We start from the raw sequence: 14,394 nt of genomic DNA, 5'->3' as shown, positions 1-14,394 counted from the left end.
CAATAATACAGCCAATTAGTGCGCTGGAAGAAGTAATGCCGTGCATCGTGTCTGTGTATTGAAAATCGGCCCCCATAAAGAACGCCTGAAGTCCCTTTTCCGCACCAGATATTACTGCCGTATCGTATCCGAATAGCAGACCACCGATAACAGCTACAAGTACAATAGAGAAGAGGTAAACTTTACTGCCTTTTTCTGTATAATTCATAATAATAATAATAGATTAGGAAGATTAATAAAAAGTGATAATGCATTAAAGTGATAAAGTGGTAGGCTAATATTACTTTATCACCTATCACTCTATCACTTTTACACTTTTTTATCAGCAATACATATTTACGATTGCCTCATACAACTCTTGCTTGCCGCTGGTTTGTTTGGGTTCACCGTTGGCTTTTGCATAAGCTACTACATCTTCCAAAGACAGTTTGCCATCTTCAAATTCTTTACCTTTACCAGCATCGAAAGAAGCATAACGGTCAGCCAACATCTTCTTGTAAGGAGATTCAGCGAGCAGTTGAGCTGCATTTTCCAATGCACGTGCCATAGCATCCATACCTGCAATATGAGCGATAAAGATATCTTCCAAATCGGTAGAGTTACGACGAGTTTTGGCATCGAAGTTAGTACCTCCATTACCCAAACCGCCGTTACGGATAATCTGCATCATAGCCTGAATCAAATCGAAGTTGTCAATCGGGAATTGGTCTGTATCCCAACCATTCTGATAGTCACCACGATTAGCATCGATTGAACCTAACATACCGTTGTCAACTGCTACAGCCAGTTCGTGCTCGAAAGTATGGCCAGCCAAAGTTGCATGGTTCACTTCAATATTTACCTTGAAGTCTTTGTCCAAACCGTGAGCTTTCAAGAAACCGATAACAGTTTCTGTATCTACATCATATTGATGTTTGGTTGGTTCCATTGGTTTAGGTTCAATCAGGAAAGTACCGGTAAAACCTTTACTACGTGCATAGTCGCGAGCCAAAGTTAACATCTGTGCGAGATGATCTTTTTCACGTTTCTGATCTGTGTTCAACAAAGACATATAACCTTCGCGTCCACCCCAGAATACGTAGTTTGTACCACCCAGTTCGATAGTTGCGTCGATAGCATTCTTAATTTGGATAGCTGCACGGGCTACTACATCGAAATCAGGATTGGTAGCTGCACCGTTCATGTAGCGTGCATGACTGAATACATTAGCAGTACCCCACAATAGTTTGATACCTGTTTCAGCTTGCTTTTGTTTTGCGTATGCTACGATAGCTTTCAGGTTAGCTTCATATTCTTCGATAGTTGCAGCTTCTGAAACGAGGTCTACGTCATGGAAACAGTAGTATTCAATTCCTATTTTCTGCATGAATTCAAAGCCGGCATCCATTTTATTCTTGGCAGCTTGAACTGCATCAGCGTCACCATTCCAAGGGAATTGTTTGGTTCCACCACCAAATTGGTCACCACCTTCTGCACAGAGAGTATGCCACCATGCCATAGCGAACTTCAACCAATCTTTCATCTTCTTACCCATGATAACCTTTTCGGCATCATAGTAACGGAATGCCATAGGGTTCTTACTTTCTTTTCCTTCGAATTTAATCTTTCCTATTCCGGAAAAATACTCTTTTGTTGCCATAATCTTAATTTATTTTTAAAAGTTAATGTATATATGATTTAATATTTTTCTAAATATTGCTTCCAACGAGCGTAAGCATCGATGTAAGCTTGATGATCTATTGATTTCGGCTCAATGATTTCCAGCTTTTCAAGGGTAGCAAAAGCTTCATTGTTGTCTTTATAAATACCTGCACCAATACCGGCCCCTTTGGCGGCACCTACAGAACCGTCGGTATCATAGAGTTCGATGACTGCCCCTGTAACACCTGCCAGAGTTTCGCGGAACAGCGGACTGAGGAACATATTGGCCTTGCCTGCATGGATCTTTTGTACGGGAATACCCATTTGCTCCATGATATCGATACCATATTTAAAGGAGAATACGATACCCTCTTGTGCAGCACGTACAATATGCTGTTTACCATGTTGATTGAAATTGATGCCTTGGATGGAGCAACCTATTTCTTTATTTTCGAGCATGCGCTCCGCTCCGTTACCGAATGGTAATATGCTGATGCCTGCACTGCCGATTGGAGCTTGGGCTGCCAGTACATTCATATCGTTGTAGGAAATTCCTTCAGGCGCCACTGTACGTTTAACCCATGAATTAAGAATACCTGTACCATTGATACAAAGTAATACACCCAAGCGGGTTTGTTCGGCGGTATGATTTACATGCGCAAAGGTGTTAACTCGTGATTTCGGATCATAATTTACTTCACCGTTCACACCATATACAACACCGGATGTTCCTGCAGTAGAAGCAATTTCTCCGGGATTGAATACATTCAATGAAAGAGCGTTGTTGGGCTGATCGCCGGCACGATAAGTGATGGGAGTTCCTTCTTTCAAACCTAATTCTTTTGCCGCATTGGCATTGACACGTCCTTGTTCAGAAAAAGTAGGCTTAATATCAGCAATCAGAGAAGCATCAAAGCCATAGTATTTCATCAGGAAGTCGGCTACCTGACCGTTCTTGAAATCCCAGAACATACCTTCGGATAGACCCGAAACAGTAGTGCAGATAGTACCACTCAGTTTCATGGCAATGTAGTCACCAGGCAGCATGATTTTATAAATCTTCTCGTAGATAGCAGGTTCATTCTCTTTAATCCAGGCTAGCTTGGAAGCTGTAAAATTACCCGGAGAGTTTAGCAAATGAGAAAGGCATGTCTCCTCGCCTAGTCTTTCAAAAGCCTTTTGTCCGTATGGCACGGCTCTTGAGTCACACCAGATGATAGCAGGACGTAATACTTGTTGATCCTTATCCACACATACTAGCCCATGCATCTGATATGATATACCGATTGCTTTGATATCTGCTGCATTTACTCCCGACTCAGTCAATACGAACTGTGTAGCTAATTTCAGATTCTCCCACCAGTTTTCAGGGTTTTGTTCTGCCCAACCAGGTTTCACTGCAATGATCTCTGCTTCGGTCTTCGGGAAGAAAGCAGATGATACACATTTGCCGCTTTCAGCGTTTACCAAGCTCGCTTTTACTGACGAGCTACCAATGTCATAACCTAATAAATACATGTTTTTCAATTAAAAAATTAATAATATCTCATCTACCTTCTCACCTTATTATATATCTTCTTGTCGAAGCGGTAGTAACGTGCAGCACGGTGGGCTACGCCTTGTTGTTTCTCCTCCATAGGTACAACATATTCAAGCATAGCTATTTTCTTATGGAAATTGCGTACATCAAGCTGCTTTCCATAGAGCAGTTCATACAGAGTACGTAATTGAGAAGCTGTAAATTTACGGGGCAGCAAGTCGAATAACGAAGAAGGATTAAATTCAACGTACTGGCGAATATAAGTCATAGCCTCTTTTATAATGAGATTATGATCAAACGCTAGGGCTTTGATTTCCGGCAGGGTTACCCAACAAGCCTGATAATCGTCCAAATCACGATTTAATGCCCGATCAATCTTTACTAATGAGAGATAAGCTATTGTAACGATGCGCTCTACTCTGGATTGCATGGCACGCTCCAACCAATGAACATCTTTGGGATCTTTGGTGCGGTTTTTAGAACCGAATGCTTTGAACTGCATCAAATTTACATTCTTCAGTCCGGTCAATTCGTTTAATACTCTTTTTGCCGCTTCGTCCAGATCTTCATCCATATAAATTAAACTTCCGGGCAACTTCATATCATGGAATACCTCACCTTCTTCCTCGCCCGCACGTTTAATCAGCAGAACTTTCAGTTGTTCTCCATCGAAACCGATTACAACACAATCTACAGAGATATGGTTGTTTGCTAATGGCAATATTTGATCTATGTTTTGCATAATATCTAACTTTGAGCGCTGCAAATATAAAGAGGTTTTTTGAATTTGCAATATTATAAAAGAATATTTTTATCATGTTATAAAGCATTATTTTTCAATGCAATACATATCATACTTTATACAATATCATATTGTAGTGTTATCGTATAAAATACAATATGTAATTCTTGGTATGTTTTAACAAGGTAATTGTATGATGTACAATAAGCATGAAATCGTTTATTTATAAGGAACTTACTAATGAAGTATCAAGAATAAAAAGAAGGAGCATATTGTATTTTAATATCATGTTAAAAAGGGTGATTGCACAAAAAAAGCTGTTTTGTGCGGTGAATATCAGAAAAACCTCTACCTTTGCGGCACTTTTTTAATTAAACACTAAAAACAAGTAGAAAATGAAAGCATTTGTATTTCCTGGTCAAGGCGCTCAATTCGTAGGAATGGGAAAAGACCTGTACGAAAACTCGGCTTTAGCCAAAGAACTTTTTGAAAAAGCAAATGATATCCTCGGATATCGCATTACTGATATTATGTTCAACGGTACAGACGAGGATCTGCGCCAGACTAAGGTAACTCAGCCTGCTGTATTCCTTCACTCTGTTATTTCTGCTCTTTGTATGGGCGATGATTTCAAACCTGAAATGACCGCCGGTCACTCACTGGGCGAATTCTCTGCATTGGTTGCTGCCGGTGCCTTGAGTTTCGAAGATGGTTTGAAGTTGGTTTATGCTCGTGCTATGGCTATGCAGAAAGCTTGTGAGGTTCAACCCTCTACAATGGCGGCTATCATAGCTTTGGCTGACGAGAAAGTAGAAGAAATCTGTGCTCAGGTAAGTGCTGAAGGTGAAGTTTGCGTAGCTGCCAACTTTAACTGCCCGGGACAAATCGTTATCTCCGGTTCTATCGCAGGTATCGAAAAAGCTTGCGAACTGATGAAAGCTGCCGGTGCAAAGCGTGCTTTGCCGTTGAAGGTAGGTGGTGCTTTCCACTCTCCGCTGATGAACCCTGCCAAGGTTGAACTGGAAGCAGCCATTACAGCTACTGAAATCCACGCTCCCAAGTGTCCGGTGTATCAGAATGTAGATGCCAAACCACATACTTGTCCTGAAGAAATCAAGAAGAATCTCGTTGCACAGCTTACTGCTTCTGTACGTTGGACTCAAACCGTGAAGAACATGGTTGCCGACGGTGCTACCGATTTCACAGAATGCGGCCCTGGTGCTGTACTACAAGGTTTGATCAAGAAGATTGAGCCGAGTGTAGAAGCTCACGGAATAGCATAATTCTTAATAAATTGTATAAAAGGGGCTATTCAACTTTTTGGATAGCCCCTTTACATATCCTTTATAAAATTAGAGTGCGCTCTCCAATATCTTACGAGCCACCATACCCGTTACATTGCCATTCTCACCGAACTTAACGTCTCTCTCATTGAAGCGACGTTCGATTTCTGCAATGGTCTCTTCGCCAATATTTTCTTCATGCAAACGAGTGGTAAGTCCCAAAGAACGGAAGAATTCTTCGGTGTGGCGGATAGTCTTATCAATTCGCTCTTCTTTTGTTCCGGAAGTGATTCCCCATACTCTTTCGCCGTATTGGAGGAGCTTCTCCCCTTTCGCTTCGCGAAGAACTCTTAACGTAGCAGGCAGAACGATTGCCAGTGTATGACCATGCGTCAAGCCATGCAGCGCGGTCAGTTCGTGACCCATCATGTGAGTTGCCCAATCCTGAGAAACGCCCATTGTGATAAATCCATTCAATGCCATCGTAGCAGATAACATGAAATCGGCCATTAAGGTGTAATCGTGCTGATTCTCCCGAATTTTAGGAGCTATTTCAATCAGTGTCTGCAAGATTCCTTCCGCCCAACGATCCATTACACGACTCTGTCCCGGAGTAGTCATATACTGTTCCATGACGTGAACATAGGTATCGGCAATACCGCAGGCTACTTGATGAGGAGGCAAGGTAAAGGTCACTTCCGGATCGAGAATAGAGAACAGCGGGTATTTAGAGAAGAAAGGGTATTTTTCTTTAGTTTCAAGGCGGGAAATTACGGCTCCGTTGTTCATTTCCGAACCGGTAGCCGGAAGAGTCAGCACGGTACCGAGCGGTACTGTATTAATAATCGGTTTTCCGGAAACGACCAAATCCCAAGCATCCCCTTCGTAAGGCAATCCGGCAGCAATTAGTTTGGTTCCATCTATTACAGATCCACCACCCACAGCCAACAGAAAATCAATCTTCTGTTCCTTACCCAAAGCGATAGCTTTGCGCAATGTTTCGATTGAAGGATTGGGCTCAATCCCCCAGAATTCTACTGTAAAATGACTTTTCAGTGCCTCTTTCACTTGGTCGTAAACGCCATTCTTCTTCACACTTCCTCCGCCGAAAGTTATCATCACTCGCTTATCAGACGGAATTTCCTTACTCAATCGTGCAATCATCCCACGTCCCATAATCAACTTTACGGGATTCTGAAAAATAAAATTCTCCATATTGTTTTTTGCTTAATCAGTTATTATTCGGTTTTTACGCAAATATACACGATTTGTGCGAATACTTTCTAATGAGGGATAGTATTATTGTGGTTGCTGCTGGGTATCGCAATAGTTCACATACGAACCCTGATAAATAAGGGGATATTAAAGGAAGCGTACGAGCATAAAAAAAGGCTATCTATCCCAGACAGCCAATCTTTTGTTAACCTTAAATCTAATACTATGAAAAACACAGTACAAAGATACGGAAATTGCCGATATCTCCAAATTTTGAAGACAAATCGGCGTAATTTATAACATGGTTTAGGGGAAGGAAATAGCTATTAACAATTTGCATTGATTATGTTAATAATTAACAGGCGTGCGAATATAGAGAAATAATCTATTTTCTCAGTCATAATGGTTGATATATTATTCTTATCTTCGCTTCTAATAATAAAAAGAGTATGCAAAAGATAGACGAATTCAGAAGGGCTTTAGATGTTCCAATATCTAAATTATCAATAGAAACATTGGTACAGGATATCTGTCACCAGCCCGAAGATTTGAAAGATATGTATCAACTAATTTCTGATGAGAAGCAGACGGTTTCTTGGCGGGCGATATGGGTGTGCGAAAAAGTGAGCGAGGTCCATCCTAGCTGGTTTGTGCCATTGCTAGATGATATTATGCAACGGTTGTTAGTATGCCGACACGATGGTTCCAAACGATTATTACTATCTATTATATATAATGTACCCATCCCCACTCCTCTTCCGGTAAATCTGTTGAACTACTGTTTAGATCACATGCTATCCCCACAAGAAACTATAGGTGTACAAGCCTTATGCATCCGTATGGCATATCTACTTTGCAAGCATGAGCCGGAACTTCTAAGAGAATTAGAACTTATATTAGAAAACACAGATACCGATTTCTATTCGACCGGAGTTAAAACAACAATACGGAATATACTAAAGAAAATCAATGGAAAACATAATAAAGGCAAGTAGTAAAATTACATTTCAAGTTCTTATTAATAAAAAAATCTTATTTTATTTCTTCTTTCCCGATATTCCCTTACCTTTGTCACCGTAAAAACAAAGGGGTGCCCTGACGGGCTGAGATTATACCCTCGAACCTGATGCAGTTAGTACTGCCGTAGGAATTGGACATCAACTTCGTCTTATAACCGCCATTATGGCGCTTCTTTGTGTTTACTTCTCATTATTTCAATTTTAACTGAAAGAAAATGAAAGTATCAGTCAACAACAAAGAGGTGGAAACCGGCGCTACTACCCTTTCACAACTTACCGAAGAACTCTCCTTACCAACGCAAGGCATTGCTATTGCAGTAAACAACCGTATGATTACACGTACGGAATGGGCAAATTATTCATTGTCCGAAGGTATATCAATCGTCATAATTAAGGCTGCTTGCGGAGGATAAAACCATGAAAGAAGAAATTATTTTGGAATATGGTAAGGTGCAATTCATCACACACCATACAGAACGTTATTCTTATCTCGACTCGGCACGTATAGCATTAGAAGGTGGTTGTCGCTGGATTCAACTACGCATGAAAGATGCCACGGTAGAGGAAATTCTTCCTATCGCTTTAGAGGTTAAAAAGTTATGTGATGACAACAATGCCTTATTCATCATTGACGACCATGTAGAACTGGTAAATGAAATAAAAGCCGATGGTGTGCACCTCGGTAAAAGCGACATGCCCATTGCAGAAGCACGGCAGATTCTGGGTGATACCTGTATTATTGGTGGCACAGCTAATACCTACGAAGATATAAAAAGCCTGAAATCGGCAGGTGCAGATTACATAGGTTGCGGCCCTTTCAGATATACAACGACAAAGAAGAACCTAAGTCCGATAATTGGTTTGGAAGTTTACGAAGAGATTATGCAGAAATTAAATAAAGCGAAGATAATCCTTCCTATTGTGGCTATTGGTGGAATAACGACAGAAGATATTCCCGGTATCATGCAAACAGGAGTTGACGGCATCGCTCTTTCTAGTGTAGTGTTACAGGCTGAAAATCCGGTGGAAGAGATGAAGAGAATCCTTGCGGTAATGGCATAATGAGTTAATCGTACAGAAATAAAATAACAAAATAGATATGGAGAAATTAGTGATTGCGGGACGTGAATTCAACTCCCGCCTGTTTTTAGGAACCGGAAAGTTCAATTCGAACGAAAGTATGGAACAAGCAATTCTGGCATCCGGTTCAGAGATGGTAACCGTAGCGATGAAACGTATTGAACTGGATAATAGCGAAGATGATATGCTGAAACACATCATCCATCCGCATATCCAGCTTTTGCCCAACACATCCGGGGTGCGAAATGCTGAAGAGGCAGTGTTTGCAGCACAGATGGCACGTGAAGCCTTCAGTACAAACTGGTTAAAACTAGAGATACATCCTGATCCACGCTATCTGCTACCGGACTCTGTAGAAACACTGAAAGCTACAGAAGAGTTAGTAAAACTGGGGTTTGTAGTACTTCCATATTGCCAGGCAGACCCTACATTATGCAAGCATCTTGAAGAAGCCGGTGCCGCTACTGTAATGCCCTTGGGTGCCCCTATCGGAACTAATAAAGGATTACAAACCCGTGATTTCCTACGTATTATCATCGAACAAGCCAATGTTCCTGTTGTAGTAGATGCCGGTATCGGTGCTCCCAGTCATGCAGCCGAAGCGATGGAAATGGGGGCTTCTGCCTGTTTAGTAAATACAGCCATTGCCGTTGCCGGTAATCCTGTTGCTATGGCGCAAGCTTTCAAACAAGCCGTAGAAGCCGGACGTATGGCATACGAAGCCGGATTGGGATTACAGGCAGATAATTTTGTAGCAGAAGCCAGTTCGCCTTTAACGGCATTCTTATCTGCGATTGATGATTAGTGATCAGTGGTTTGCTCATTATTAAATATTACCAGCCAAGAACTAACCAATCATTAAATAAAAGATCACCAAACAATAAGAACCTTATGAGTCAAAAGATAAAATTCCCCCGTTCAGAGAAAGTATATTTACCGGGTACTTTATTCCCCGAATTACGTGTAGCTATGCGTAAGGTAGAGCAAGTACCCAGTACCGATTTCGTAGATGGAGAAAAGGTAATCACTCCCAATCCGGACATTTATATTTACGACACTAGTGGTCCATTCAGTGACCCTGATTTAGAAATAGATTTAAAGAAAGGACTACCCCGCTTGCGTGAATCGTGGATTCTGGGTCGTGGAGACGTAGAGCAATTATCGGAGATTTCGTCTGATTACGGGCGTATGCGTCGTGACGATCAATCACTCGATCATCTGCGTTTCGAACACATCGCCCTGCCTTATCGGGCTAAAAGTGGCAAATGTGTCACACAAATGGCATACGCCAAGCAGGGCATTATCACTCCCGAAATGGAATATGTAGCCATTCGTGAGAACATGAACTGTGCCGAACTAGGTATAGAAACACATATTACACCCGAATTTGTCCGTCAGGAAATTGCCGAAGGACGTGCCTTGCTTCCTGCTAATATCAACCATCCTGAAGCCGAACCTATGATTGTGGGGCGTAATTTCCTCGTTAAAATCAATACCAACATCGGGAACTCCGCCACAACATCAAGTATAGACGAAGAAGTAGAAAAAGCCTTGTGGAGTTGTAAATGGGGAGGCGATACGCTAATGGACCTCTCTACCGGTGAGAATATCCATGAAACGCGTGAATGGATCATACGCAACTGCCCTGTACCTGTGGGCACAGTGCCTATTTATCAGGCACTGGAGAAAGTAAATGGCAAAGTAGAAGACCTCACTTGGGAAATCTATCGTGATACATTAATAGAACAATGCGAACAAGGTGTGGATTATTTTACCATTCATGCGGGAATCCGTCGGCATAATGTACACTTGGCAGACAAACGTTTGTGCGGTATTGTAAGTCGTGGTGGTAGTATAATGAGCAAATGGTGCCTTGTGCACAATCAGGAAAGCTTCTTGTACGAACACTTCGACGACATCTGCGATATATTAGCGCAATACGATGTAGCTATTTCCCTGGGCGATGGGTTACGTCCGGGGTCTACACACGACGCTAATGATGAAGCACAGTTTGCGGAACTCGACACGATGGGCGAACTCGTACTTCGTGCCTGGGATAAGAATGTGCAAGCTTTTATCGAAGGTCCCGGCCACGTGCCCATGCACAAGATTAAAGAAAATATGGAACGTCAGATTGAAAAGTGCCACAATGCTCCTTTTTATACGCTAGGTCCGTTGGTTACGGATATTGCTCCGGGATACGACCATATCACTTCTGCCATTGGTGCTGCACAGATAGGTTGGCTGGGAACTGCCATGCTGTGCTACGTTACACCGAAAGAACATCTTGCCTTGCCCGATAAAGAAGATGTACGTGTAGGCGTTATAACCTATAAGATTGCCGCCCATGCCGCTGATTTAGCGAAAGGGCATCCCGGCGCACAAGTTCGTGACAATGCCTTGAGCAAGGCCCGCTACGAATTCCGTTGGAAAGACCAATTCGATCTTTCTCTCGATCCGGAACGTGCCTTCTCCTACTTTCATGCAGGACGTCATACAGATGGTGAATACTGCACGATGTGCGGACCTAACTTCTGCGCCATGCGATTGTCGAGAGACTTGAAGAAGAATTGTAAATGATAATTCAGTGAGTCGTCATTTGGCCTATATCGAACCCTATTCAGTATACGACTGAATGGCATTCACTCGTATACTGAATAGGGTTCAGTCGTATACTGAATGCCCCCCGCTACAATAGCATAGAACGGAGTATAAAAAAGATACTCAGCAAGTAATTCTGTAGTGAAATCGCTGAAAGCGGGCAATAGAAAATTGAAAGTGGAAAATAACAAAAAATCAAACAGAAAAATGTTTTCAGACGAATTAGAAAAAATATCCTGGGAAGAAACCACGGCACGCATCAACGCTAAAACTGATGCCGATGTACGTCGTGCACTCTCCAAGGAACATTGTGATGTAGAAAATTTTATGGCACTTATCTCCCCTGCCGCCACTCCTTATTTGGAAGTCATGGCACGTTTAAGTAAGAAATATACCGAAGAACGTTTCGGAAAAACGATTTCCATGTTTGTGCCTCTATACATTACCAATTCATGTACCAACTCTTGCGTCTATTGCGGATTTCATATCAGCAACCCCATGGCACGCACCATTTTGACGGAAGAAGAGATTGTAAACGAATACAAAGCCATCAAGAAACTGGCACCTTTTGAAAACCTGCTTTTAGTGACCGGTGAGAATCCCGCCAAAGCCGGTGTACCTTATATTGCCCGTGCCCTTGACTTGGCAAAGCCTTATTTCAGCAATCTGAAAATCGAAGTAATGCCTTTGAAAGCAGAAGAATATGCCGAATTAAAGGAGCATGGCATGAATGGCGTTATCTGTTTTCAGGAGACGTATCACAAAGCTAATTACAACATCTACCACCCTCGTGGTATGAAGTCCAAGTTCAACTGGCGTGTCGATGGCTTCGACCGCATGGGGCAGGCTGGCGTTCATTCCATCGGCATGGGTGTACTGATCGGCCTCGAGAAGGAATGGCGTACAGACATTACCATGATGGCTTATCATCTGCGTTACCTGCAAAAGAATTATTGGAAGACGAAGTATAGCGTCAATTTCCCCCGCATGCGCCCTTCGGAGAATGGTGGCTTCCAACCTAACACTATAATGAGTGACCGCGAATTGGCGCAAGTTACCTTTGCCATGCGCATCTTCGACCACGATGTGGACATCTCCTATTCCACTCGCGAACCGGCTTCGATACGCGATCACATGGCAACCCTTGGTGTCACTACCATGAGTGCCGAAAGCAAGACAGAGCCCGGTGGATACTACACTTACCCACAAGCCCTGGAGCAATTTCATATCAACGACGACCGCAAAGCTGTAGAAGTGGATGCCGCCCTGAAACGCTTAGGACGTGAACCGGTATGGAAAGATTGGGACGCAAGTTTTGATTTAAAACGTTACTGATTCACCAAAGCATTTGCAAAATGAACCGATATAACAGACAGACCACTCTTCCTGAAATAGGCGAAGAAGGACAAAAGAAGCTGCGTCAGGCACGAGTACTGATAATTGGCGTTGGAGGACTGGGTTCTCCTATCGCCCTTTATCTGGCGGGTGCCGGTGTAGGTACGCTTGGATTGGTAGATGACGATACCGTTAGTATCAGCAATCTGCAACGTCAGGTTTTATATACGGAGGAAGAGGTCGGACAATCCAAAGTACATTGTGCCAGCCGCCGATTGCAAGCCTTGAACAGTGAGGTAGAGGTACACTCCTACCCGCTTCGTCTCACCCAAGAAAATGTACATTCATTGATTGTCGGATATGACATCATAGTGGATGGATGTGATAATTTTGCGACGCGATTCCTAATCAGCGATACTTGCGCCACCCTTGGTAAACCATACGTATATGGAGCCATTCAAGGTTTTGAAGGACAAGTTTCGGTATTCTGCCATAAAGCCGATTTTAAAACCTACCGCGACCTTTATCCTGACAAAAAAGAAACACTATGCATGCCGCCACCCGATAAATCGGTAATCGGCGTGACCCCTGCCATTGTAGGAAGTGTAGAAGCCAATGAAGTATTAAAATTGATTTGTGGTTATGGCGAGCCATTAACCGGAAAGCTTTGGATGATAGATTTAAGAACGATGCAATCGTATATTCTTCTAATATAGTAACCTATGAAACTGATAGTTATCACCACCCCGCATCTTTTTGAAGGAGAAGCCGACGCAATAACTTCCTTATTCCGTGCCGGATTGGAAATTCTCCATCTCCGTAAACCTGGTGCTTCTGTAGAACAAGTAGAGCAATTGCTCCATCAATTGCCTGCTGAATACAAGGAACGCATCGTCATCCATGAACACTTTCAGTTAGCCTTATCTCACGGCTTGAAAGGTATTCATCTGAACCGACGTAACCCACAGGCTCCTGCCGACTATGCCGGGCATATCAGTTGCTCTTGTCACTCTTTTGAAGAAGTAGTACGACATAAGTCCGATTGTAATTATGTCTTTCTCAGCCCCATCTACGACAGTATTTCCAAAACAGGCTATACTTCTGCTTTCACTTACAAAAGCTTGCTAGAAGCACAACAGAGCGGTATTATCGACTCTCAAGTTATAGCATTAGGCGGCATCAATCGTAACCATCTTCCCCAAATATGCTCTTTAGGATTTGGAGGCGCCGCTTTACTAGGCGATATTTGGGAAAGAACAGATTTCGGTCTAATCAATCACTTCGACTCCCTCCTATCCTATGCCACCCCAACCCCATAACCCATAATTTCAACTTTCAACTTTCCACTCCTATGACCCCTCCCATCATTCTTACTATTGCCGGTTCCGATTGCTCGGGTGGTGCAGGCATACAAGCCGACATTAAAACTATTTCTGCTTTAGGCGGATATGCCGCTTCGGTTATTACAGCCATCACGGTGCAAAACACATTAGGTGTGCAGGCTGTACAGCCTCTTCCTGCCGATTTAGTCCGCGCTCAGATAGAGGCTGTTATGAATGACTTACAACCCCAAGCCTTAAAAATCGGTATGGTACATAATGCGGAACTTGTAACAATCATTGCGGACTGTATTTGTGCTTATCAACCTAAATATGTAGTTTATGATCCTGTAATGATCTCCACCAGCGGACGGCATCTGATGACAGAAGAAACCGTTGAAGTTATAAAAGAAGAACTTTTCCCTCTTTGTACCTTATTAACCCCTAATCTAAGCGAAGCGAGTTTACTCTATGGACATCCCATTTCCAATACTTCTGAGATGGAACAAGCTGCTCATGATTTATCCCATTTATATAACACTTCCATCCTTATCAAAGGCGGTCATCTGCAAGGCAATGAAATGTGTGATATTCTCTATTCTCAAACTTCCGCTTCAAC

Annotated in this window: 15 protein-coding genes and 1 riboswitch; of the genes, 10 read left to right on the top strand and 5 right to left on the bottom strand. The window is 42.6% G+C overall.

Annotation, left to right across the window (positions count from 1 at the left end):
• From Q1W14_RS02690 to Q1W14_RS02675, 4 genes are all read right to left on the bottom strand, one after another.
• On the bottom strand, window positions 1-208 hold a 208-nt coding region (locus tag Q1W14_RS02690; RefSeq protein WP_300699046.1), incomplete at its 3' end, for an MFS transporter.
• Window positions 209-322: 114 nt separating this feature from the next.
• On the bottom strand, window positions 323-1,639 hold the full coding sequence (xylA, locus tag Q1W14_RS02685; protein WP_300699044.1) for a xylose isomerase: 1,317 nt from the start codon (window positions 1,637-1,639) through the stop codon (window positions 323-325).
• Window positions 1,640-1,677: 38 nt separating this feature from the next.
• A complete protein-coding gene (locus Q1W14_RS02680; RefSeq protein ID WP_300699048.1) occupies window positions 1,678-3,159 on the bottom strand; it encodes an FGGY-family carbohydrate kinase in 1,482 nt (493 codons plus the stop codon).
• Window positions 3,160-3,191: 32 nt separating this feature from the next.
• On the bottom strand, window positions 3,192-3,923 hold the full coding sequence (locus Q1W14_RS02675) for an NUDIX domain-containing protein (protein ID WP_300699042.1): 732 nt from the start codon (window positions 3,921-3,923) through the stop codon (window positions 3,192-3,194).
• 395 nt (window positions 3,924-4,318) lie between these two features.
• Here Q1W14_RS02675 and fabD point away from each other — a divergent pair, with 395 nt between their 5' ends.
• Entirely contained in the window at window positions 4,319-5,206 is an 888-nt protein-coding gene (gene fabD / locus Q1W14_RS02670; protein WP_300699040.1) for an ACP S-malonyltransferase, read from the top strand.
• Window positions 5,207-5,275: 69 nt separating this feature from the next.
• Here fabD and Q1W14_RS02665 read toward each other — a convergent pair whose 3' ends face one another.
• Window positions 5,276-6,421 carry an iron-containing alcohol dehydrogenase gene (locus Q1W14_RS02665; protein WP_300699038.1) on the bottom strand — a complete coding sequence of 382 codons (1,146 nt, stop codon included), beginning with the start codon at window positions 6,419-6,421 and terminating at the stop codon, window positions 5,276-5,278.
• A 449-nt stretch (window positions 6,422-6,870) separates the two neighbouring features.
• Between Q1W14_RS02665 and Q1W14_RS02660 the strand changes: the two genes are divergently transcribed.
• The 9 genes from Q1W14_RS02660 to thiD form a co-directional block, all read left to right on the top strand.
• Entirely contained in the window at window positions 6,871-7,416 is a 546-nt protein-coding gene (locus tag Q1W14_RS02660) for a hypothetical protein (RefSeq protein WP_300699036.1), read from the top strand.
• A gap of 81 nt (window positions 7,417-7,497) precedes the next feature.
• Window positions 7,498-7,588: riboswitch (TPP riboswitch) on the top strand.
• Between the two features lie 67 nt (window positions 7,589-7,655).
• On the top strand, window positions 7,656-7,853 hold the full coding sequence (gene thiS, locus Q1W14_RS02655) for a sulfur carrier protein ThiS (protein ID WP_300699034.1): 198 nt from the start codon (window positions 7,656-7,658) through the stop codon (window positions 7,851-7,853).
• A gap of 4 nt (window positions 7,854-7,857) precedes the next feature.
• A complete protein-coding gene (locus tag Q1W14_RS02650) occupies window positions 7,858-8,502 on the top strand; it encodes a thiamine phosphate synthase (protein WP_300699032.1) in 645 nt (214 codons plus the stop codon).
• A gap of 37 nt (window positions 8,503-8,539) precedes the next feature.
• Complete coding sequence (locus Q1W14_RS02645; protein ID WP_300699030.1) at window positions 8,540-9,325, top strand: thiazole synthase; 786 nt, start codon at window positions 8,540-8,542, stop codon at window positions 9,323-9,325.
• 86 nt (window positions 9,326-9,411) lie between these two features.
• Window positions 9,412-11,100, top strand: a complete 1,689-nt coding sequence (gene thiC / locus Q1W14_RS02640; RefSeq protein WP_300699028.1) for a phosphomethylpyrimidine synthase ThiC — start codon at window positions 9,412-9,414, stop codon at window positions 11,098-11,100.
• Between the two features lie 228 nt (window positions 11,101-11,328).
• Entirely contained in the window at window positions 11,329-12,456 is a 1,128-nt protein-coding gene (gene thiH, locus Q1W14_RS02635) for a 2-iminoacetate synthase ThiH (protein ID WP_300699026.1), read from the top strand.
• Window positions 12,457-12,476: 20 nt separating this feature from the next.
• On the top strand, window positions 12,477-13,172 hold the full coding sequence (locus Q1W14_RS02630; RefSeq protein WP_300699024.1) for a HesA/MoeB/ThiF family protein: 696 nt from the start codon (window positions 12,477-12,479) through the stop codon (window positions 13,170-13,172).
• A gap of 6 nt (window positions 13,173-13,178) precedes the next feature.
• Window positions 13,179-13,775 carry a thiamine phosphate synthase gene (locus Q1W14_RS02625; RefSeq protein ID WP_300699022.1) on the top strand — a complete coding sequence of 199 codons (597 nt, stop codon included), beginning with the start codon at window positions 13,179-13,181 and terminating at the stop codon, window positions 13,773-13,775.
• Between the two features lie 32 nt (window positions 13,776-13,807).
• On the top strand, window positions 13,808-14,394 hold a 587-nt coding region (thiD, locus tag Q1W14_RS02620; RefSeq protein ID WP_300699020.1), incomplete at its 3' end, for a bifunctional hydroxymethylpyrimidine kinase/phosphomethylpyrimidine kinase.

Origin of the sequence: Bacteroides sp. (genome assembly GCF_030151085.1) — a bacterium.
Classification (GTDB): Bacteria; Bacteroidota; Bacteroidia; order Bacteroidales; family Bacteroidaceae; genus Bacteroides.
This window is presented reverse-complemented; position numbering and strand designations above follow the sequence as displayed.